This window comes from Paraburkholderia sp. MM5477-R1, from assembly GCF_050436385.1.
GTDB lineage: Bacteria > Pseudomonadota > Gammaproteobacteria > Burkholderiales > Burkholderiaceae > Paraburkholderia > Paraburkholderia tuberum.
Genome location: NZ_JBNDMC010000007.1, coordinates 2,273,794 through 2,294,302 on the forward strand (window position 1 = coordinate 2,273,794; position 20,509 = coordinate 2,294,302).

20 protein-coding genes are annotated in these 20,509 nt (G+C 61.7%); 11 read left to right on the forward strand and 9 right to left on the reverse strand.

Translation table 11 applies throughout. The features are described from left to right. Positions 1-297: 297 nt before the first annotated feature. Complete coding sequence (locus OKW35_RS39590) at positions 298-609, reverse strand: integrase core domain-containing protein (RefSeq protein WP_429554903.1); 312 nt, start codon at positions 607-609, stop codon at positions 298-300. Between the two features lie 258 nt (positions 610-867). Here OKW35_RS39590 and OKW35_RS39595 point away from each other — a divergent pair, with 258 nt between their 5' ends. After that, positions 868-1,656 (forward strand): tyrosine-type recombinase/integrase, encoded by a 789-nt coding sequence (locus OKW35_RS39595; protein ID WP_429554904.1) that lies wholly within the window; start codon positions 868-870, stop codon positions 1,654-1,656. A gap of 377 nt (positions 1,657-2,033) precedes the next feature. On the opposite strand, the gene OKW35_RS39600 is transcribed toward OKW35_RS39595, so the two are convergent. From OKW35_RS39600 to glnT, 5 genes are all read right to left on the reverse strand, one after another. Then, entirely contained in the window at positions 2,034-3,395 is a 1,362-nt protein-coding gene (locus tag OKW35_RS39600) for an ammonium transporter (RefSeq protein WP_260321336.1), read from the reverse strand. Positions 3,396-3,686: 291 nt separating this feature from the next. Beyond that, a complete protein-coding gene (locus OKW35_RS39605) occupies positions 3,687-5,048 on the reverse strand; it encodes an FMN-binding glutamate synthase family protein (protein WP_184063031.1) in 1,362 nt (453 codons plus the stop codon). A 49-nt stretch (positions 5,049-5,097) separates the two neighbouring features. Beyond that, on the reverse strand, positions 5,098-5,787 hold the full coding sequence (locus tag OKW35_RS39610) for a protein glxC (protein ID WP_429554905.1): 690 nt from the start codon (positions 5,785-5,787) through the stop codon (positions 5,098-5,100). Next, positions 5,775-6,683, reverse strand: coding sequence for a class II glutamine amidotransferase (locus OKW35_RS39615; RefSeq protein ID WP_429554906.1), 909 nt, complete (start codon positions 6,681-6,683; stop codon positions 5,775-5,777). The genes OKW35_RS39610 and OKW35_RS39615 overlap by 13 nt, the downstream gene beginning before the upstream one ends. A gap of 11 nt (positions 6,684-6,694) precedes the next feature. Next, positions 6,695-8,083 (reverse strand): type III glutamate--ammonia ligase, encoded by a 1,389-nt coding sequence (gene glnT / locus OKW35_RS39620; RefSeq protein WP_184063037.1) that lies wholly within the window; start codon positions 8,081-8,083, stop codon positions 6,695-6,697. 190 nt (positions 8,084-8,273) lie between these two features. Between glnT and OKW35_RS39625 the strand changes: the two genes are divergently transcribed. Further along, positions 8,274-8,876 (forward strand): helix-turn-helix domain-containing protein, encoded by a 603-nt coding sequence (locus OKW35_RS39625; RefSeq protein WP_184063039.1) that lies wholly within the window; start codon positions 8,274-8,276, stop codon positions 8,874-8,876. Positions 8,877-9,107: 231 nt separating this feature from the next. On the opposite strand, the gene hutG is transcribed toward OKW35_RS39625, so the two are convergent. Together hutG and OKW35_RS39635 are read right to left on the reverse strand one after the other, a co-directional pair. After that, positions 9,108-9,902 carry an N-formylglutamate deformylase gene (hutG, locus tag OKW35_RS39630; RefSeq protein ID WP_429554907.1) on the reverse strand — a complete coding sequence of 265 codons (795 nt, stop codon included), beginning with the start codon at positions 9,900-9,902 and terminating at the stop codon, positions 9,108-9,110. A gap of 23 nt (positions 9,903-9,925) precedes the next feature. Beyond that, the gene (locus OKW35_RS39635; RefSeq protein ID WP_429554908.1) at positions 9,926-10,891 is read right to left on the reverse strand and encodes a LysR family transcriptional regulator; all 966 of its coding nucleotides are present in this window, start codon (positions 10,889-10,891) and stop codon (positions 9,926-9,928) included. 202 nt (positions 10,892-11,093) lie between these two features. Here OKW35_RS39635 and OKW35_RS39640 point away from each other — a divergent pair, with 202 nt between their 5' ends. Genes OKW35_RS39640 through OKW35_RS39660 form a run of 5 tightly spaced genes read left to right on the forward strand, consistent with a single transcriptional unit; the run spans position 11,094 to position 16,359 of the window. Next, the gene (locus tag OKW35_RS39640; RefSeq protein WP_102633961.1) at positions 11,094-12,281 is read left to right on the forward strand and encodes an NAD(P)/FAD-dependent oxidoreductase; all 1,188 of its coding nucleotides are present in this window, start codon (positions 11,094-11,096) and stop codon (positions 12,279-12,281) included. Positions 12,282-12,303: 22 nt separating this feature from the next. Continuing rightward, positions 12,304-13,077 carry an electron transfer flavoprotein subunit beta/FixA family protein gene (locus OKW35_RS39645; RefSeq protein WP_429555130.1) on the forward strand — a complete coding sequence of 258 codons (774 nt, stop codon included), beginning with the start codon at positions 12,304-12,306 and terminating at the stop codon, positions 13,075-13,077. Next, complete coding sequence (locus OKW35_RS39650; RefSeq protein ID WP_429554909.1) at positions 13,074-14,006, forward strand: electron transfer flavoprotein subunit alpha/FixB family protein; 933 nt, start codon at positions 13,074-13,076, stop codon at positions 14,004-14,006. The genes OKW35_RS39645 and OKW35_RS39650 overlap by 4 nt, the downstream gene beginning before the upstream one ends. Beyond that, the gene (locus tag OKW35_RS39655) at positions 14,006-14,680 is read left to right on the forward strand and encodes a HutD/Ves family protein (protein WP_429554910.1); all 675 of its coding nucleotides are present in this window, start codon (positions 14,006-14,008) and stop codon (positions 14,678-14,680) included. The genes OKW35_RS39650 and OKW35_RS39655 overlap by 1 nt, the downstream gene beginning before the upstream one ends. 11 nt (positions 14,681-14,691) lie before the next feature. After that, entirely contained in the window at positions 14,692-16,359 is a 1,668-nt protein-coding gene (locus tag OKW35_RS39660) for an electron transfer flavoprotein-ubiquinone oxidoreductase (RefSeq protein WP_429554911.1), read from the forward strand. A gap of 240 nt (positions 16,360-16,599) precedes the next feature. On the opposite strand, the gene OKW35_RS39665 is transcribed toward OKW35_RS39660, so the two are convergent. Further along, complete coding sequence (locus OKW35_RS39665) at positions 16,600-16,893, reverse strand: DUF1330 domain-containing protein (protein ID WP_128598348.1); 294 nt, start codon at positions 16,891-16,893, stop codon at positions 16,600-16,602. 251 nt (positions 16,894-17,144) lie between these two features. Between OKW35_RS39665 and OKW35_RS39670 the strand changes: the two genes are divergently transcribed. From OKW35_RS39670 to OKW35_RS39685, 4 genes are read left to right on the forward strand one after another with little or no spacing between them, the layout of a single operon-like run. Further along, positions 17,145-17,747: an amino acid synthesis family protein gene (locus OKW35_RS39670; RefSeq protein ID WP_102633966.1), complete on the forward strand. Its 603-nt coding sequence runs from the start codon at positions 17,145-17,147 to the stop codon at positions 17,745-17,747. Then, positions 17,716-18,534 (forward strand): alpha/beta fold hydrolase, encoded by an 819-nt coding sequence (locus OKW35_RS39675; protein WP_429554912.1) that lies wholly within the window; start codon positions 17,716-17,718, stop codon positions 18,532-18,534. Before OKW35_RS39670 ends, OKW35_RS39675 begins: the two co-directional genes overlap by 32 nt. 1 nt (position 18,535) lies before the next feature. Continuing rightward, positions 18,536-19,459, forward strand: a complete 924-nt coding sequence (locus tag OKW35_RS39680) for a flavin reductase (protein ID WP_429554913.1) — start codon at positions 18,536-18,538, stop codon at positions 19,457-19,459. Positions 19,460-19,470: 11 nt separating this feature from the next. Then, positions 19,471-20,508, forward strand: a complete 1,038-nt coding sequence (locus tag OKW35_RS39685; RefSeq protein WP_184063057.1) for an LLM class flavin-dependent oxidoreductase — start codon at positions 19,471-19,473, stop codon at positions 20,506-20,508. The last annotated feature ends 1 nt before the right edge of the window (position 20,509 follow it).

Below are 20,509 nucleotides of genomic sequence, written 5' to 3' on the forward strand. Positions count from 1 at the left end.
CAGTACGACGCGGCCAATTGTCCCGGCAGCTCGCTCTATCGCTACGGTCCGAAGACGATCATCAGGCCGCCCTTGGCTCGATTTTCGCAAGCACTTATCCCGGGCGGAGGTTGCTCATCGACCCACGAAACCTCGATGCCATCTTCTGAAATTTTCAAGGTAGTTGTCGCCTCAACGTTTGAGTTCAGACGGCCTTTCGCTCCTGCTGATCGCGCTGCGGAGTGCCTGGCAGGTTGTGAGTTCGATCCGGGTTCAGATGCTCAGCACTTACGCGCTGCCCGTTGCGCGTGCGGCCTTTCATCGCAGCGGATTGCGCTGCCGGGCAGTCTTGTAGAGCGCCATGCGCCGATCCAGAATGTCCTGATCAAGGTTGGCATGACGCTGCGGCGGCGTCACGAACTGGATCGCGCTGTGACGATGTTCGTCGTTGTACCCGCACACCAGTGCGCCCACCCAGCTGCGCGCGGCGAACGGGTATCGAACGCCTTGCGGGTAAGCGGGCCGGTACTTCATGGGCTTGAACAGCGACTCGGAACAGGGGTTGTCGTTGCTCACGCCCGGGCGACTCAACGACGGCATGACACCCAGCGCCTGGAGTGTGGCAAGCATCGCCGCGCCTTTCATCGGGCCGCCGTTATCCGAATGCAGAATCACCCGGTCAGGCTGTATCGCTTCACGCGGGCAGAGGTCCCTGAGAACCTCGCTGGTCAGCGCGCTGCTTTCCTCCGCATAGATCTGTCAACCCACGATCTTGCGAATACATCCAGAAACAGGCACAGATAAAAGTAATGCCCACGGATCGTCGTCGGCAAATACGTGATATCGCAGGAATACAACTGGTCAATATATTGCCATGCACAGCCCGGGGTGGAAAACCCCAAGCACGCCGACCAGTGGACCAATACCCTCGACACTTACGCGATGCCCGTCATCGGCAAGCTCGATGTCGGGCTTGTCGATACCCAGCATATCGTGCAGATCCTGGAACCGATCTGGGTCAGCAAGAACGAAACTGCGTCCCGCGTACGCGGCCGCCTGGAGCGCGTGCTGGCGTGGGCCAGAACCCGCGGCCTGCGCACCGGCGACAACCCGGCGACCTGGCGTAATCATCTTGATACCCTGTTGCCCCGTCCCGCCTCGGTACAACGGCAGAAACATCACGCAGCCCTTCCCTTCAAGGACATCCACGCGTTTGTCACCGGGCTGCATGCGCAGCCCGGCGTGACGGCGCGAGCGCTCGAATTCACGATTCTTACTGCGACGCGCACCGGCGAGGTCATCGCAGCCACCTGGGAAGAGATCAATCTGCGGGAGGCGGTATGGATCATTCCGAAGACACGGATGAAGGCGAAGCGCGAACACCGGGTCCCGCTGTCCAGCCGCGCGATCGAACTTCTGACGCAGATGAAGAAAGCACGCAGGAGCGATTTCGTTTTCCCGGGATGGAAGGCGGGAACCGGCCTGTCGAACATGGCCATGCTTCAGTTGCTGCGCAAGGCAGGCTATCCGGAACTGACGGTTCACGGATTCCGCTCCACGTTCCGCGACTGGTGTGCCGAAATGACTGCCTACCCTCGCGAGCTCGCCGAAGCAGCGCTTGCGCATACGCTGAGCAACAAGGCAGAAGCGCGCCTACTTCCGCAGCGACATGTTTGAGAAGCGGCGCGAAATGATGCAGGCCTGGTGCCATTACATCAGCATGGCGCCAGCCGGAACACGGCGACCTCGCACCGCCGGACCCGACCGAGCCGCGGAGCCCTCGCGGGAGGTTGTTTCCGGCTAACGTGGAGCATGCATGCGACCATGCCTGGTTGTCCAAGGTGCGGTCGACATTTTGGGGCCACAGGACGGGAATTTTCGTTGCAGCTGCTGGCGAGATGGTCTCTCACCCTACGCTTGATTGCCGACGTCTATCGCTCGAATCAACATTCGTGACATGCAGCATAAGAGCCGGCACCTTTCATGTCCCTTGTCACCGGCCTCGTAGTGCCAATTTTTGCACCCCAAAGCCAGCTCCTTCACGCTGCCGAATGTCAGGAATGGTAGGCTGATTCCCCATGCGAACTGACATCGAGCCCTTCCCGCTCACCCTCCTGTTCGATACGCAGTCCGACCGTCATGTCGACCAGCTTGAACGCGACGATCGATACCACCGCCGACCAGACCAGGGAGATACCCACGCCCCAACACTGCGCGATTAACTGGCCGAACATATCGTAGTCGCCGACCTTGTTGGCGACATAATCGTAGACACCGGTGCCACCGAGTCCCGGCGATGCAAACACGCCCGTCAGCAGTGCGCCAACCACTCCCCCGAGACAGTGCACACCAAACACGTCGAGCGAGTCGTCGACACCAAGCAGACGCTTTAGCCCGTTCACGCCCCAGTAGCAGACGCCCCCGGCGATCAAGCCCATCACGATCGCCCCCATGGGCCCGACGTAGCCGCATGCGGGCGTGATCACGACGAGTCCGGCAATCGCGCCGGACACCGCGCCGAGCATCGACGGCTTCTTCTTCAGCACCCATTCCACCAGCGTCCACGATACGGTGGCCGAGCATGTGGCGAGCAGGGTCGTGATGAACGCCAGCGTGGCCGCGCCACTGGCTTCGAGGTTCGAGCCGACGTTAAAACCGAACCAGCCGACCCACAGCAGCGATCCGCCCACCATTGTCATCGTGAGGTTATGCGGTGCCATCGTTTCGCGACCGAAACCGGTACGCTTGCCGATCATGACCGCGCCGACCAGCGCCGCGATGCCCGCGTTAATGTGCACCACCGTGCCGCCCGCAAAATCGATCGCACCCTTCTGGAACAGGAAGCCCGCGGTCGCGGTCGCCTTTTCGCCCGCGGCAGCGCTTGTGTAGGCATCGGGACCAGGCCAGTACCAGACCATATGTGCAATCGGAAGATATGAGAACGTGAACCACAGCACCATGAAAAGCAGCACCGCGGAGAATTTGGCGCGCTCAGCGATGCCGCCGATGATCAACGCCGGGGTAATCGCCGCGAACGTCAACTGGAATGACACATAGATGAATTCCGGAATCACGACACCCTTGCTGAACGTCGACGCCGTCGAGTCCGGCGTAATGCCGGCAAGAAACGCCTTGCTCAAACCGCCGAAGAAGGCATTGCCCTCGGTGAAGGCGATGCTGTAGCCATACACGGCCCACAATACGCCAAGCAGGCAGAACACCACGAGTGTCTGCATCAGCACGGACAACATGTTCTTGGCACGCACCATGCCGCCGTAAAACAACCCGAGGCCCGGCGCGGCCATCATCACGACGAGCAGAGTGGCGACGATCATCCAGGCGGTATCGCCCTTGTTCGGCACTGGTGCGGCTGCGGCGTTCTGCGAGTACACCGGCACAGCGAACGCCAGCATCATGAGTAACGCAAAAACCCTGTTCAGTCTTTTCATTGCGCGATCCTGTAGAAAACGTCGAAGCGTGCTCGTGCGCGATGGACCATGCGCAAGCAGGCGGTGACCGTGATGAGTGTGGGGTAAAACAGAATCCAATGGCGACTGCTACGCTGGTCTAAACCAGCGGCGATACCCGACCGCCGCGGCGCGGTCCTGCGTTAGCGCCGCACACAATGCATCAACCTCCGCGACAGTCCCGACGCCCGGCGTTACTCGCATTGCGAGCCCCGCACCGGGCGTCGAATCCTGCACCGATCAGTACGTCTGCCCCGGAATCCACGACGTACCGGCGAGCGGAATACGCGCCATGGCAGCGGCTTCCACCGTCAACGCAACGAGGTCCTCCGGCTCGAGGTGATGCACGTTCTGCTTGCCGCAGGCGCGCGCTATCGTCGTCAGTTCCATGTTCAGCGTCTTCAGGTAGTTGCGCACGCGGCGCGATCCTTCTTCCGCCTGCACGCGCTGTTCGAGCACGGCGTCCTGTGTCGTCACGCCGACCGGGCACTTGCCGGTGTGGCAGTGATGACAGAACCCTGGCGACGTGCCGAGCGCGGCATAATCCGCCACCGCCGGATGCAGCGCGCCATTCTGGAAGTACGTATCGCTATTGCAGCCGAGCGCCATCAACATGCCCTGCCCGATTGCGACCGCGTCGGCGCCCATGGCGAGCGCCTTGGCCACGTCCGCACCGGAGCGGATACCGCCTGACACGATCAGCTGCACCGTGCCCTTCATGTTCAGGTCTTCAAGCGCGTCCACGGCCTGACGAACCGCCGCCAGCGTCGGAATGCCGACGTTTTCGATGAAGCACGTCTGGGTGGCGGCGGTGCCGCCCTGCATGCCGTCGATCACCACCACGTCCGCACCGGCATGCACAGCCAGCTTGACGTCGTTGAACGTACGCGTCGCGCCGACTTTCACGTAGATCGGTTTTTCCCAATCGGTGATTTCGCGCAGCTCCTGAATCTTGATCGCCAGATCGTCGGGGCCGGTCCAGTCCGGATGACGGCTCGCCGAGCGCTGGTCGACGCCCGCGGGCAGCGTGCGCATCGAGGCCACGCGCGGGTTCACCTTCTGCCCGAGCAGCATGCCGCCGCCGCCCGGCTTCGCACCCTGTCCGATCACGACTTCGATCGCATCGGCGCGGCGCACGTCGTCGGGATTCCAGCCATAACGCGACGGCAGGCACTGATACACCAGCGTCTTGGACGAGCGGCGCTCTTCCTGCGTCATGCCGCCGTCGCCGGTCGTGGTGGATGTGCCCATCGCGGTAGCCGCCTGGCCGAGGGCTTCTTTCACGTTCGCCGACAGCGCGCCGAAGCTCATGCCCGCAATCGTGATCGGAATATCGAGCACGACCGGCTTCTTCGCGAAGCGCGTGCCGAGCACCGTTTGCGTCGTGCATTTCTCGCGATACCCTTCGAGCGGATAGCGCGAGAGGGACGCGCCGAGAAACAGCAGATCGTCGAAATGCGGCACGCGGCGTTTCGCTCCGAGACCGCGAATTTCATAGAGTCCGCGCTGCGCGGCGGTGTGGATGTAGTCAATTGTCTTGCGGTCGTAGCCTTGCGACTCTTCCTGCTGCAAGCGGGCGAAATGGATGGGTTTGGCTTCCATGGAAATCTTCTCTGTGAACTGGTTGTTCGATTGCAGCTGCAGGCAGCGCTCAATACTCCTGGTCCGCGTCAGCGTTCCAGTGGTAGAGCGTGCGGGCCGATGCAATGCGCTTGAACGAGTGCGGGTCGTGACCGAGACCCGCGGCGTCGAGCAATGCGCTGACCGCCGTCACGTCCGCTTCGGTCATCGGTTCGTACTGCGCATCCGCGCCGAGCGACTTCACCTCGCCGCGCACATACAGCACGGCTTCATACAGCGAGTCGCCCAGTGCGTCGCCCGCATCGCCGCAGATCACCATGCGGCCGGCCTGCGCCATGAAGGCGGAGAAACTGCCCACCGAGCCGCCGACCACGATATCGCCGCCCTTGAGCGAAATCCCGCAGCGCAAGCCCGCATCGCCGTCGATCACGAGCAGGCCGCCATGTGCGGAAGCTCCCGCGCCGTTCGATGCAAAGCCCTTCACGTGGACCTTGCCGCTCATCATGTTTTCCGCGACACCGGTGCCGGCGCTGCCTTCCACGATGATCGTCGCGAGCTGGTTCATGCCGCCCACGTAATAACCGGCGTGTCCTTGCACCGTGACCGTCACGTGCGCGTTGACGCCCACCGCGATGTTGTGCGCGCCGTTCGGCGACGCAATGTCGACCTTCACGCCTTCGAGCGCTTCTTTCGCGCCATGCAGGTACTGGTTCAGCGCGCGGACCGACGACCCCTCAAGGTCGAACTTCATGCTTTCCATACATACATCTCCTCGGGTGCGGGTTCGAATACCCTGGCGTTTTTGATATCCGGCAAGTGCGCGAGCGAGCGGAACTCGGAGGCAATCGCGACGTAGTCGTCGTTTTCCGCGACCACCGCCGGCTTGCACGCGAACGGATCGCGAATCAGCGCGAGTTCGGTCGAGGTGCCCATCAGGAACGTGTAGAAGCCGTCGAGTTCTTCGAAGCCCTTCTGCAACGCGACCGGCAGTTCATCCCCTTCACGCAGCCGCCATTCGAGAAAGCGGCACGCGGCTTCGGTGTCGTTGTCCGTCTCGAAGCGGATACCTTGCGGCTCCAGCTTGCGGCGCACGCCATGCGCATTCGAGAGCGAGCCGTTATGCACGAGGCAGAAGTCTTCGCCGGCCGTGAACGGGTGCGCGCGATCCGGCGTGACCGCCGACTCGGTCGCCATCCGCGTATGGCCGACGAGATGCGAGCCGGTCAGCTTCGAGAAGTCGTAACGTTGCGCGACGTCGGCAGGTGAGCCGATGTCCTTGTACAGATCGATCGAACGTCCGGTGGACAGCAGAAACAGCTTCGGAAAATGCTCGGTGAGCCACGCCTTTACAGCGTCAACATTGCCATTCACCGTCAGCACCGCATGATTGCCTTTCGCCTCAACGCGCGCATTCATTTCGATCGCGCCGTTGAGCGCATCGATCAACGCGTTCCAGTCGAAGTCGTTTCCCGCGTCAGTAAAGCCCGCATACAGGCTCAGCTTGCGCTGGCTTTCGTCGACCGCGCTGCCGAACACGGCGAGTCCGGCCGAGTCCGGGCCGCGCTCGGTCATGCCGATCAGCATCGGCACCATCAATTGACCAAGTTGCGCGCGCAGTGCCGGCGTCTTGACCAGCAAGCCTACAATTCCACACATAGTCGTACCCCTTAGAAGAATTCCAGATAACTTTTCATTTCCCAGTCCGAGACATGACGCATGTACTCGAGCCATTCCATCCGCTTGAGCTTGATGAATTCGTCGGCGACGGGGCCGAGCGCATCGCAGATCAGTCGATCGCTTTCGAGTGCGTCGAGCGCCTGTTCGAGGTTCTGCGGCAGGATGCCGATCTGGTGCTCGCGCAACTTCGCAGGCGACCAGTCGTAGAGGTTTTCGTTGGCCGGCGCGCCCGGTGACAATTCACGTTCAACGCCGTCGAGACCCGCGGCGATCACAGCGGCCGTCGCGAGATACGGATTGCATGCGCCGTCGGGCAGACGCAGTTCGATGCGCTCGCCGGGCATGCGCACCATCGTCGAGCGGTTGTTATCGCCATAGCTGATGTAGGCCGGCGCCCATGTCGCGCCCGTCAGCGAGCGGCCCACCACGAGACGCTTGTACGAATTGACGGTCGGATTGCATAGCGCGGCGAGTGCCGGCGCATGCGCGAGCAGTCCCGCGGTGAACTGGTAGCCGAGCGTGGACAACCCCATGCCGAGCTTGTCGCTTTTGTCCGAGAACAGATTGCGCTCGCCATCGCCGATCGACATATGCATGTGCATGCCGTTGCCCGGACGGTTCGCGAACGGTTTGGGCATGAACGAGCAGATCATGCCTAACTCGTTTGCGATCTCGGAGGCGGCCATCTTGAAGAACACGTAGTGATCACACGAAGTCAGGCAATCGGTATACGTGTAGTTGATTTCGAACTGGCCGTTCGCGTCTTCGTGATCGATCTGATAGACGTCGATGCCGACCGAGCGCATCGATTCGGTGAGCCTTTCCAGGAAGACCCGCGTACGCGACAGTCCCTTGTAGTCGTAGCACGGCTTGGCGAGCGTATCGCTCGGGTCGCACGGTTCGATCGCGCCCGTCACCGAGCGCTTGAGCAGCGAGAACTCCGGCTCCAGTCCGGTGAAAAGCGTCCAGCCGCGTTGTGTCATGCGCGCGACCTGCTTCTTCAGCGTGACGCGCGAGTCGTATGCCCACGGCTGCCCGTCGACGTGGCCGTCGCAGACGATTCGCGCGAGACCGTCCTGCCAAGGCACCGGCGTGAGCGTCGACAGATCGCCCACCGCCATGTAGTCCGGACCGTTCGGCTCGATGCCCACGCCCCAGATCGCGAAGCCCGCAAAGCCGGCGCCCGCCTTCAGCACACCCTTGAGATGCGCGACCGGGACCGACTTGGCCTTCGCGACCCCGTGAATATCCACGAATTGCGCCAGCACGTATTTCACGCCGCGTTGCGTGAGATAGTCCTGGGCCTCCTCAGCCGAGCCAAAGCGGGGCACGCTACCCAACTCGTTGACCGGCAGCTTGCTCGCATCGTTCAGGTTCATCGTCACTCCTTGCACCACCATCGCTGGCTGATTGGCGAGTCATGCCCCATTGCACGACCCCACTGCGAGCCTGTTCGCAGCATCAATACAAATTTATTACCGTGCAACAATAGTTCCCAACAAGAAACATTCAGGGCGCAATGCGGCCTTTCTTATCTGCTACCCTCACGCCTTTCAACGAGGTTCAACCATGCAAAACGGCGAAGACAGCAAAAACTCGCTCGAACGCTATCTGGGTGCCACGATCCGCGAACTTCGCCAGCGCCACGGGCTGACCATCGCCCAGGTGTCGGAGCAGGCCGGGATCAGCCGCGGCATGCTCTCGAAGATCGAGAACGCCCAGACTTCCACCGGGCTCGACGTGCTCAACCGGATCGCCAATGCGCTCGGTGTGTCGATGTCCACCCTGTTCCGCCGCTTCGACGTTCCCGAAGGCGGCGCCCAGCTCGTGAAGAAGGGCGAAGGCATGGAGGTGGTCCGTAAAGGCACCAAACGCGGCCACACCTATCACCTGCTTGCCTACGACCAGGGCCCCAAAAAACTGTTCGAGCCGTTCCTGATCACGATGGACGATGAATCGGAAACCTTCCCCGTCTTCGAACACCAGGGCACCGAGTTCATCCACATGCTCAAGGGTGTCATCGAGTACCGGCACGGCCAGCAAACGTACATCCTGCATCCCGGCGACACCCTCACCTTCCAGGCCGACGTGCCCCACGGTCCCGAGCGGCTGATCAAAATGCCGATTCAGTTCCTGTCCATCTTCGTGTACGGCGAAGGTGACCGGGACTGATGCGCCTTCATTCGCCGCTACCTCTTATGCAACCTCCATGCCATGATTACCCGTAGGAACATAAGATTCATGATGGGAAACACTTTGGGCGAACCGACGGCATGAAACGGGTGACTTCCGCGGATCCTCACCGCATCAAAGCAGTGCGGTTTACCGACCTGCGCGGTGCCTCGCTGCACAGGAACGGCACCTCGGGTTCAGATACATCAACAGCATGACTTATACAAGTGGTCACAGGTGCTCGAGCGCATTCAGCGCGCCGCCCACCATGCGTTGCAGCGTCGGTTGAAGCGCCGCGGCGCGCGCGTCGTGATAGGAGAACGGCGCGTCTTCATTCATGTAGATGCACTGACACATTTCAAGCTGAACCGCGTGGATACCGCGCTCGGGTTCGCCATAGTGACGCGTGATATAACCACCCTTGAAGCGCCCGTTCGCGACCCACGTATAGGCGCTGTCCGCAGCGGCTCGTTCGGCTGCGTTTTGCACGAGCGCGTTTGCGGTGCGGCCGTCTTGCGTCCCGAGATTGAGATCCGGCAACTTCGCGTCGAAAAGGCGCGGCAGTACGCTCGCGATTGAATGTGCTTCCCATAACAGTACATTCGGATGCCGCTCGCGCAGCCTCGCCAACTCCGCTTGCAATGCCGTGTGGTATGGCTGCCAATAGGCAGCCACGCGGCGTTGCTTCTCCGCCTGATCGGGTTCCTGGCCGGGCCGGTAAACCGCTTCGCCCCGAAACGTTTCCGTCGGACAAAGGCCCGTCGTCGTTTGGCCGGGGTACAGGCTCTCGTCGTTCGGCGGCCGGTTCAGGTCGATCACGTAGCGCGAGAGTCGCGCACCCAGCAAGGTCGCGCCCAGCGCTTTCGCAAAGTCGTAGAGACGGTCGAGATGCCAGTCGGTGTCCGCCACACTCAGTGCCACCTCCGAATACCCCTGCTTCAACGACGACGGAATCTCCATGCCGAGATGCGGGATCGAAATCAGCAATGGCGCATCGCCACGATGCAGGTTGTAAAGCTCAGTCATCGTTCACTCCTCTAAATGCAGGCTCAGCGCAGCGCGTCGTCGGGCAGATGCGGCAATACGCGGGCCAGCGCCGGCCGGATGCTGTGATCGAGCACGCCACGTGTGAGTGTGTTGATCTCCGACGCGAAATCGTCCCATTCACCCTGACGATGCAGCAGAAAAAAATCACGACGCCCAAGACGGCTATCGGGCAGCGGCAATACGGCAATGTCGTCGAGATAATGACGCGCCTGCCACAAACAGAGCGGCGTCGAAATGGCGAATCCGAGCCCTGCGGCCACGAGACTCAATAGCGGATCGGTCGCGTCGAATTCATAGCGCCGCGCGCTCTCTATGCCAAGATGCCGCGCGAACCGCTCAACCTGCTGGCCGATCACGGAGCGCGCCGTATAGCGGATCAGCGGCAATTCCACTGCGAGCGTGCGCCAGTCGACGTTCTTGCGCTGATCGAGATAACGTCGCGCCACGACGGCCACGAAGGCTTCCGAAAACAGCGGGACTTCGACAATCCGTGCGTCGCTCAATAACGTCTGCGTGCAGATCGCCACGTCCAGTTCCCGGTCGTGCAACTGCTTGCTGAGGCCCGGCGTCAGACCAGACCAGAGCGAAATCTGCCGCGCCGAGCCCGATACCGCCCGGATCAGTTCGGGCCCCACGGTGGCCGCGAACGAATCCACGCAACCGAGCCGCACCGGCAGCTTGCCTGCATGCGACGCATCGCCGACGCGTGCGCTCACCATCTGCGCATGTTCGATCAACGGACCGGCCAGTTCCAGCAATGCGCGTCCAGCGATATTGGGGCGTGGCGGCCGGCTTTCGCGATCGAACAGATCGACGCCTTGATCGCGCTCCAGCGCGCTAATGGCCTGGCTGATCGCGCTCTGGCTTACGCCCAACTGCTTCGCCGCGCCCGTCATGGACCCCGCCTCGCAGACTGCGATGAAAGCCTGCAACGCGCGCAGGTCGATGGGAGGTTGGGTTCGTCGCATGAAAACTCCGCTGGTTATCGCGTCTGGCGCCTTTCGCCTTCTTGCCCTCTTTTGTCACGGAAGAGCGTGCATGATGCTTTTTTTCTGCCGGCACTTGCCGACCATGAGCAATCCACGGTCTGCACCATAAGTTTGCCTAATACAAAAGTCCCGTGGGGTTCGGTTGCCTAGAATCGGCTCCATCTTCAACGCAGAGGTTCACATGAGCCATTACGATTTTGTTGTGATCGGAGCCGGTGTGATCGGAGCCTCGGTAGCCCATCATCTGGCCGCGCTCGGCGCGAAAAGCGTGCTTGTGCTTGAACGCAGCACCATTGGCGCGGGCACGACGTCACAGTCGTCCGGTCTGTTGCGCACCCATTATTCGGTGAAACAGAACGTCGAACTGGCTCGCTCGTCGTGGTGGGCTTTCAACAATTTCGCCGAATATGTTGGCGACGACGAAGCGTCGTGCGGTCTCGTCAAATGCGGCTACATGATTTCCGCACCGGACGGCGGCAAGATCGATCCGCTGCGCGCATCGTTGACCGCACAGCAGGACATGGGTATCGAGGTCCAACTGCTGGACCGGGCCGAGGCGCGCGAACGCCTGCCGATCGCGCAATTCGACGACGCCGCGTTGATCGGCTACGAGCCGGAAGCGGGCTTCGCCGACGCGTATCTGGTTGCGACCAGCTTCGCTCGCGCGGCGCGCCGGCAAGGCGTCAAGATCATGGAGGGCGTGAGCGTCACCGGCGTAGTACGCGAAGGCCGCAAGGTGGTTGGGGTTCAGACGTCGGCGGGCTCGTTCAGTTGCGGCGCGCTGATCAGCACGCAGAACATCTGGACGCCGGAGATGGCCGCGTGGATGGACGTCGAATTGCCGGTCAAGCCTGAACGTCATACGGTGCTTGCACTGGAATGCGACGCAGCCGCCTATTCGTTCAAGATGCCCGCGTTCAAGGATCTTGGCTCAGCCGGGATGCTTTACTACCGCAGCTATGGCGGCAGCCAGATGCTCGTGTCCGAAGGCGTGGTCGGCGAAACGTTGAATGCGCCGGAGACCGAGCAAGGCGATATCTCGCTCGATTACGTCGGAGAAGTCGGAGCGCAAGTCGCCGAACGCTTTCCCGCTTATGAGACCGCAGGTCTGGCGTCGTCATGGACGGGTGTGTACGACGTCACGCCCGACTGGAATCCGGTGCTCGGCTCAGTTGGCGATATCGAAGGACTGGTGGTGGGATTCGGTTTCTCGGGACACGGTTTCAAGCTGTCGCCGGGGGTCGGTAAGATTCTCGCGCAGCATGCGCTCGGACTGCCCACTGACGTTTCGCTGGACCCCTATGCGTTGAGCCGGTTCGCGAGCGGCGCGCTGCTGGTCGGCAAATACGGCGCGGGCGCCGTGTCCTGATCCGGAGCCTATCCACATGACCATTCGAATTCTCGTTCCCGTCAAACGGGTCGTCGATGCCAACGTGCGCGTGCGGGTCAGCACGAGCGGCGCGATCGACACAACCGGTTTGAAGATGTCGCTCAACCCCTTCGACGAATGCGCGGTCGAAAAGGCGCTGCAACTGAGGGAGGCAGGCGTGGCCTCCCAGGTAACGGTGGTGACGTGCGGCCAGTCCACCAGCCAGGACGTGTTGCGCACCGCCCTCGCGATGGGCGCCGACGACGCCGTGCTGATCGACACTGGCGCCGCCAGCGCCACCGTGGACTCGCTGGCCGTCGCGCGCTCGCTGCGCGCGTACATGGCAACGAGCGACTTCGGCCTCGTCCTATGCGGCAAGCAGGCAATCGACAACGACATTGGCGGCGTCGCCGCCATGCTCGCGGCGTTGCTTGGCTGGTCCCAGGCGCTGAACGCAAGCGCGTTGTCCGCACGCGACGCTCACTGGCAGGTGACGTGTGGCGATGACGGCGGCACATCCGTGTGGGAACTGGACGGTCCGAGCGTTATCAGCGCGGACTTGCGTCTGGCCGAGCCGCGTCGCGTCACGCTGCCGAGCATCGTCAAGGCGAAGCAGAAATCGCTTGTGACGATCGACGGCGCATCGCTCGGCGTAGATCTGACGCCGAGCACGACGATCGTCGAACTGCGAGACCCGCCTGTGCGCGAGGGCGGCATCAAGGTCGCGAATACCGTCGCGCTGCTGGATGCGCTCGCCGCACAGCGTCCGTTGGACAACCTGGGAGCACCGGTATGAGAAGCCTTGTGGTAGGGGAATGGGAGCATGGCGAGCTCGCGGAATCGACGCGGCGCGCCGTCACTGCGGCGTTGCAACGTGGTTTGCCGGTCGACGTCCTGGTACCGGCAGCAGGCGCCCACGCTGCGGCCAGCATCACCGGCGTGGAGCGCGTGCTCGCCATCACGGGCGATGTGGCTCATGTTCAGGTACCCGAAACGCTCGGCATGCAGCTTCAGGCCGTCTCTCACGATTACACGCTGATCGTCGCGAGTCACCGCAATCTCGGCCGCAGTGCGTTGCCGCGTGCCGCTGCGCTAACCGATGGCGCGTTTCTCGCGGACGTGACCGGCATCGACGCGCAAGGCCGCTTCACGCGAGGTCTTTATGCGGGCAGCGTCATCGCCAAAGTATCGGTCACAGCGCGCGTGACGTTTGCCACGGTACGAACCTCATCTTTCGTTGCGGCGCGGGCATCGGGCGGTGCCGCCGCGATTGTCGAAACGGAACCGGTCGCCGCGTTCAAGAAAACGAAGCTACTGGAGCGCCAGGCATCCGGACAATCCGGACGCGATCTGAGCACGGCACGTGTCGTCATCTCGGGCGGCCGCGGACTGGCATCGAAAGACAACATGGTCCGTCTCGGCGAGTTCGCCGATCGCATAGGTGCCGCACTCGGCGCATCGCGAGCCGCCGTGGATGCGGGTTATGCGCCGAACGCCACGCAAGTGGGACAGACCGGCAAAACCGTCGCACCCGATGTGTACTTCGCATTCGGCATTTCCGGCGCGATCCAGCATCTGGCCGGCATGAAGGATTCGAAGGTGATCGTCGCCGTCAACAAGGATCCGGACGCGCCGATTTTTTCGGTGGCGGATTACGGCATCGTCGGCGATCTGTTCGATGTATTAAGTGAACTCGAAGCCCATGCCGGCGCAAGGGCAGCGTGATGGAACTCGACCTGCCGAACCCCATCTCGCGCGATAGCGGCGAAGCGCTGGGTCATCTGAAAACGCATCGTGCCGACGAGAACCTGCCGTCGGTCCGCTTTCTCGACTGCACGTCGGTCTCGCCCGAACCATGGGTCAACGGCGGCGGTACGACCCGCACCCTCGCTCGTGGTGCGAATCCGGCGGGCGTAGCCGACTGGCGCGTGAGTCTGGCGGACCTTAAGGGCGCCGCGCGGTTTTCGCAATTCCCTGGCTTCGAACGCACGCTGCTGCTGATCGACGACGGCACAGTCGATCTGCATTCGCAGGATGGCCAACTGCTCGCGCGAACCGGCCAGCCTGTGCACTTCTCCGGCGACCTGCACGTGTGGGTCAGCTTGCCGACGAAACCCGTTCAGGTACTCAATGTGACGGCCCGGCGCGAAGCCTGCCGCGCGAAAGTCAGCGTCGCCACGAACGCGCTGCGGATCACGCCAGCAAGCGTGCAACTGTTGATCAGTCTCTCCGGACAATGGAGCCTGTCGAGTGAGTTGCTGAAGAACGTCACGCTGTCGCCGATGCATGGCATCTGGATCGAAGGCCGAAGCGAGGAGCTGGATCTGCATCATGTCGGCCCCGGCGCAAAGCTGGTGTCGATTGCGATCGAACCGAACGTCCGGACGCCCGCGCAATAAGGCATTCGACCATGCACAACCTCATTGAGCAGTACGGTCCTCGCGAGTCGATGGTATATGACGTCGTCATCGTCGGCGGCGGCCCTGCGGGCCTGTCGGCGGCCATTCGCCTGAAGCAGCGCGCCGCCGAACGAGGCGCTGACATTGGCGTGTGCGTACTCGAAAAAGGCTCTGAGATCGGGGCCCATATTCTGTCGGGCGCGGTGATGGACCCGCGCGCGCTGACCGAGCTGATCCCGGACTGGAAGGAAAAAGGCGCGCCGCTGACGGTCGACGTGACCGAAGACCGCTTCCTGTTCCTGACGGAAACCGGTTCGAAGAGCGTGCCGACCTGGGCGCTGCCGGACAATTTCAAGAACCACGGCAACTACGTGATCAGCCTCGCGAACGTGACGCGCTGGCTGGGTCAGCAGGCCGAGGCGCTCGGCGTCGAGCTATTCCCGGGCTTTCCGGCGGCCGAAGTGCTGTACAACGACGACGGCTCGGTCAAGGGCGTCGCGACCGGCAACCTCGGCATCGGCAAGGACGGCGAACCGACCGGGAACTTCCAGCTCGGCATGGAGCTGCACGCGAACTACACGCTGTTCTGCGAAGGCGCGCGCGGCCACCTCGGCCGCCAGCTGAACGAGAAGTTCAAGCTGCGCGACGGCGTCGATCCGCAGGTCTACGGCATCGGTATCAAGGAGCTGTGGGAGATCGATCCCGCCAGGCACAAGCCGGGTCTGGTGATGCACACGGCCGGCTGGCCGCTCGAAAACGACACCTACGGCGGCTCGTTCCTCTACCACATGGACAACAACCAGGTCGTGGTCGGCTTCGTGGTCGGCCTCGGCTATTCGAATCCGTATCTGTCGCCGTTCGAGGAATTCCAGCGCTACAAGACGCATCCGGCGATCCGCGCGATTCTCGAAGGCGGCAAGCGCGTGTCCTACGGCGCGCGCGCGATCACCGCGGGCGGCCTGATGTCGTTGCCGAAGCTGGTGTTCCCGGGCGGTGCACTGGTAGGCGACGACGCGGGCTTCCTGAACGCGTCGCGCATCAAGGGGTCGCACGCCGCGATCAAGACCGGCATGCTCGCCGCCGATGCCGCGTTCGACGCCGTGCAGGCCGGCCGTCAGGCCGACGAACTGAGCGCCTACCCGGAAACCTTCAAGACGTCGTGGCTGTACACCGAACTGTATCGCGCGCGTAACTTCAAGCAGTGGATGAGCAAGGGTCTCTACCTTGGCACGCTGATGGTCGGTCTGGAGCAGAAGCTGCTCGGCGGCAACGTGCCGTGGACGCTGCACCACCAGCATTCCGATCACGAGATGCTGAAGCCGGCTTCGCAGTGCAAGCCGATTACGTATCCGAAGCCGGACGGCAAGCTGACGTTCGACCGGTTGTCCTCGGTGTTCATCTCGAACACGAATCACGAAGAAAACCAGCCGGTGCACCTGACGCTGAAAGATCCGACGGTGCCGGTGAACGTGAACTGGCAGACCTACGCGGGACCTGAGTCACGCTTCTGCCCGGCGGGTGTCTACGAGTTCGTGAAGAACGAGCAAAACGAAGACCGCTTGCAGATCAACGCGCAGAACTGCGTGCACTGCAAGACCTGCGACATCAAGGACCCGACACAGAACATCGTGTGGGTCACGCCGGAAGGCGGTGGCGGTCCGAATTATTCGAACATGTGACCATGTCAAATTAGAAAGCGGCTTCAACTTTGAAGCCGCTGTCTCGTAAATACTGACGAATCAACAAGCATTTGCCACCACCACCATGGCACGGGGCCCTTTTCAACGTATTACAAAGAAACGAGAGTAAGCGGTTCGCGTCGACGGTCGCAGGCAGTGACTGACATAAACATCAAAGCAGCCTCTTGAACGACACTAGACCTTCATGATCTCGCTTGCGCAATACGGCCCCCCGCAAGCCTATCCGCCGTCTAAGCCCTCGACAATCGACACTTGCGCGATGCAGTGTCCGTCTCGCGCCTGCTTGGCCGACTGATATTCGGGTGAACTGTAGCAATCCAGCGCTGTTTGCATGTCGCTGAACTGGATAACCACGTGGCGCTCGAACGACTCCCCTTCGAGCACTTTCGACGCGCCTCCACGCGCCAGGAAAACCGCCCCGAATTTCTTGAATGCCAGCGGTGCGATGTCGGTGTAATCCTTGTATTTCACAGGGTTGAGCACGGTGACATGAGCAATCCAGTATGCAGTCATCTTTCCTCCTTTCCACCTTCAAAGATCTCTTAGCCATTACCGCCTGACACGCTGACGTCGAATTTCCGGCTCCTTTCGCGCGACGCTCGTCAGCGCACATTGCCCCTCGCACGAGTGCATTTCATGTCCTGAGCGCGGGCGACGCCATTTTCTGGGCCGCCATCCGTGCGCTAGGGTTAACACTTATGGTACGCCGTACTATGGCATACCATAATACTTTACATCAACAACTGACCTTGGGACACCTTGCTATGAGCCTGATTCGCAAATCTATTCTCCATGTCGAGACGGTCTTCGTGGATGGCGACAAAGCCGCCGCGAAGCCGCTGAAGATGATCGGCGCGGCGGCCGTTATCAAAAACCCGTGGGCAGGCCGAGGCTATGTCGAAGATCTGTCGTCCGAGATTCGCGCAATCGCGCCGCAACTCAGCGAGCACCTCACGAAGCTCATCCTTGACGAGGCGGGGTCAGGCGAAGCGGTCGAGGCGTTCGGCAAGAGCGCGATTGTCGGCCTCGACGGTGAGCTCGAGCATGCGTCCGCGCTGATCCACACGCTGCACTTCGGCAACATCTATCGCACGGCCGTCGGCGCCAAGTCGTATCTGGCTTTCAACAACACGCGCGGCCCGGCAAATGCGCCGCTGCTGATCCCGATGATGGACAAGAACGACGAAGGCCGCCGTTCGCATTACCTGACGCTACAGTTCGCGATCGCCGATGCGCCGGCGCCGGACGAACTGGTTATTGCAATTGGCGGCGCGACCGGCGGCCGTCCGCATCACCGCATTGGCGATCGTTACAAAGATCTGGCAGAACTCGGAAATGACCTCAACAATCCTGCATCTGTCAAGTAATCGCGTCGCGCACTATCTCGAGCAGGGAACTGGGGAGCCACTGGTCCTGATTCATGGGGTGGGCATGCAGGCGCGTGCGTGGCACCCGCAGATCGACGATCTGTCGGCCGAATTCAGGGTGATTTCGGTCGATATGCCCGGGCACGGCACGAGCACCGCGCTGGACGTGAATGCCGGATTGCAGCAATTCGTGAATTGGGCCATCGAATTCATCGAAGCACTGGACGCAGGCCCCGTCAATCTGGCGGGTCATTCGATGGGTTCATTGATTGCCGCGGGCGTGGCCGTCACACGGCCCGATCTGGTCAGGCGCGTAGCCGTTCTGAACGGCGTGTATCGTCGAACACCGGAGGCCCGCGACGCCGTACTGCAACGCGCGGCCGAACTTCGATCGGGAACCATTGACGTCGAGACACCGCTCAAGCGCTGGTTCAATGCCGGGGAAACGCAGCACATCGCGGCGCAAAAGGTCGAGTCCTGGCTGAAATCCGTCGATCCGGCAAGTTACGCCACGGCCTATACGGCCTTCGCGAGTGGCGATGAAGTGTATGCCGACGGCTGGCATACGATTGCCTGCCCTGCTCTCGTGCTTACCGGTTCGGATGATGCGAATTCGACCCCGGAGATGGCAGAACAGATGGCCAGTGCCGCCCACAACGGTCGTGCCGTCGTAATCCGCAACGAGCGCCATATGGTGAACCTGACCGCCCCCGAGGAAGTCAATCGCGCCCTCCGCGCCTGGCTGCAGACCGAGCATCTCGCCGAAACGTTGAAATCGGAAGTGTGATATGACCCAAGAGACCGCCAGAATCAATCCTCGTGAACTGCGCGATGCATTCGGCGCCTTCATGACAGGCGTCACGATTGTGACGACCGCAGGAGACGACGGCAAGCCGCTCGGCTTTACCGCAAACTCGTTCTCGTCAGTTTCGTTGGACCCGGCGTTGCTGCTCGTGAGCATCGCAAAGACGTCGAGCAACTACCAGACGTTTTCCACGACGGGACACTTCGCCATCAACATTCTCGCGGAAAGCCAGAAGGATTTGTCGAATACCTTCGCGCGGCCCAGCGACGATCGCTTCGCCGACGTGAACTGGCATCTGAGCGCGAACAACAACCCGCTCATCGGCGACGTCAGTGCGTGGTTCGACTGCACAACGCACACGGTGATCGATGCGGGCGACCACGCGCTCATCGTCGGCAAGGTCGAGGCATTCCACTCTGCTGGCTACGCGGGCCTCGGCTATTACCGCGGCGGCTATTTCACGCCCGCCAAGGTATCGGCCGAAGTGATCGCCGGCCCGAAAGTCATCGTGAGCGCGATCATCGCGCGCGACGACAAGGTGCTGCTCACGCGGGACGCGGACAACAGATGGCGTCTGCCTTCGAAAGAAATCGGCAAGGAAGGCGCCGACAAGGCACTCGCCGAGATCTTCGCGAAGTACCAGCCGGACGCATCGGCAAGCTTCATCTATTCGGCGTACAACAACACCGAAACCCACTACCAGTACATCTCGTTTCTCTGCAGCGCGCCGGATGAGGCCGCTGTTGCGGGCGAATTCGTGAGCCTCGAGGAGATCGGCTCGAATCAGTTCCAGGACGCCGCCGTCGCCAGCATGCTCGAACGCTACCGCAAGGAAAGCCAGTTGAAGAGCTACGGCATGTACTACGGCGACCATAGCCAGGGCACCGTCCGCCCGCTTCTTTCCTGAAAGGTTACCCCATGCGTTTTTCACTTTTCGTGCACATGGAGCGCGTCTCCGACCAGACCAGTCAGAAACAGCTTTATGACGAGATGGTCGAGCTTTGTCAGATCGCGGACCGGGGCGGCATGCACGCCGTCTGGACCGGCGAGCACCATGGCATGGACTTCACGATCGCGCCCAATCCGTTCCTCAACCTCGTGGATCTGGCCAACAAGACCCAGAACGTCAGGCTGGGCACCGGCACGGTCATCGCGCCATTCTGGCATCCGATCAAGCTTGCTGGCGAAGCGGCGATGACCGACATCATCACCAACGGCCGTCTGGAATTGGGCATCGCACGCGGCGCGTATTCGTTCGAATACGAACGTCTGCTGCCGGGCCTCGATGCATGGGGTGCCGGCCAGAGAATGCGCGAACTCATTCCGGCAGTGAAAAAACTGTGGGAAGGCGATTACGCGCACGAAGGCGAGTTCTGGAAATTCCCTTCGACAACGTCGTCTCCGCGACCGCTCCAGCAGCCGCACCCGCCACTCTGGGTAGCCGCCCGCGACCCGAACAGCCACGAGTTCGCCGTGGCGAACGGCTGCAACGTCCAGGTCACGCCGTTGCATATGGGCGACGAAGAAGTCGAGAAGCTCGCCGGCCATTTCAACGCGGCATGCGAGAAGTTCAGCGACATGCCTCGCCCGCAGATCATGTTGCTGCGCCACACCTATGTCGCGAGCAGCGAGGACGACGCGCAACTGGCGGCCGACGAAGTGAACGTCTTCTATAACTACTTCGGCGCATGGTTCAAGAACGAACGTCCGGTGAGCCGTGGCATGATCAAGTCGCTGAGCAAGGAAGAAATCGCCGCTCACCCGTTCTACACGCCACAAGCCATGCGCAAGAACAACGTCATCGGTACGCCCGATGAGGTGATCGCGCGCCTGAAGGCATACGAAGCGCTCGGCTTCGACGAGTATTCCTTCTGGATCGACACCGGCATGAGCTTCGAGCGCAAGAAGGCGTCGCTCGAACGGATGATCAACGACGTGATGCCGGCCTTTCAGTGAG

What these genes read in the sequence shown, in the direction of transcription:
- OKW35_RS39675 (WP_429554912.1), top strand. Translation starts at nt 17,716, where the DNA reads ATGACCTCAACAATCCTGCATCTGTCAAGTAATCGCGTCGCGCACTAT.
- OKW35_RS39660 (WP_429554911.1), top strand. Translation starts at nt 14,692, where the DNA reads ATGCACAACCTCATTGAGCAGTACGGTCCTCGCGAGTCGATGGTATAT.
- OKW35_RS39625 (WP_184063039.1), top strand. Translation starts at nt 8,274, where the DNA reads ATGCAAAACGGCGAAGACAGCAAAAACTCGCTCGAACGCTATCTGGGT.
- OKW35_RS39635 (WP_429554908.1), bottom strand. Translation starts at nt 10,891, where the DNA reads ATGCGACGAACCCAACCTCCCATCGACCTGCGCGCGTTGCAGGCTTTC.
- OKW35_RS39600 (WP_260321336.1), bottom strand. Translation starts at nt 3,395, where the DNA reads ATGATGCTGGCGTTCGCTGTGCCGGTGTACTCGCAGAACGCCGCAGCC.
- OKW35_RS39615 (WP_429554906.1), bottom strand. Translation starts at nt 6,683, where the DNA reads ATGTGTGGAATTGTAGGCTTGCTGGTCAAGACGCCGGCACTGCGCGCG.
- hutG (WP_429554907.1), bottom strand. Translation starts at nt 9,902, where the DNA reads ATGACTGAGCTTTACAACCTGCATCGTGGCGATGCGCCATTGCTGATT.
- OKW35_RS39640 (WP_102633961.1), top strand. Translation starts at nt 11,094, where the DNA reads ATGAGCCATTACGATTTTGTTGTGATCGGAGCCGGTGTGATCGGAGCC.
- OKW35_RS39685 (WP_184063057.1), top strand. Translation starts at nt 19,471, where the DNA reads ATGCGTTTTTCACTTTTCGTGCACATGGAGCGCGTCTCCGACCAGACC.
- OKW35_RS39650 (WP_429554909.1), top strand. Translation starts at nt 13,074, where the DNA reads ATGAGAAGCCTTGTGGTAGGGGAATGGGAGCATGGCGAGCTCGCGGAA.
- OKW35_RS39610 (WP_429554905.1), bottom strand. Translation starts at nt 5,787, where the DNA reads ATGGAAAGCATGAAGTTCGACCTTGAGGGGTCGTCGGTCCGCGCGCTG.
- OKW35_RS39590 (WP_429554903.1), bottom strand. Translation starts at nt 609, where the DNA reads ATGCTTGCCACACTCCAGGCGCTGGGTGTCATGCCGTCGTTGAGTCGC.
- OKW35_RS39665 (WP_128598348.1), bottom strand. Translation starts at nt 16,893, where the DNA reads ATGACTGCATACTGGATTGCTCATGTCACCGTGCTCAACCCTGTGAAA.
- OKW35_RS39655 (WP_429554910.1), top strand. Translation starts at nt 14,006, where the DNA reads ATGGAACTCGACCTGCCGAACCCCATCTCGCGCGATAGCGGCGAAGCG.
- glnT (WP_184063037.1), bottom strand. Translation starts at nt 8,083, where the DNA reads ATGAACCTGAACGATGCGAGCAAGCTGCCGGTCAACGAGTTGGGTAGC.
- OKW35_RS39680 (WP_429554913.1), top strand. Translation starts at nt 18,536, where the DNA reads ATGACCCAAGAGACCGCCAGAATCAATCCTCGTGAACTGCGCGATGCA.
- OKW35_RS39605 (WP_184063031.1), bottom strand. Translation starts at nt 5,048, where the DNA reads ATGGAAGCCAAACCCATCCATTTCGCCCGCTTGCAGCAGGAAGAGTCG.
- OKW35_RS39670 (WP_102633966.1), top strand. Translation starts at nt 17,145, where the DNA reads ATGAGCCTGATTCGCAAATCTATTCTCCATGTCGAGACGGTCTTCGTG.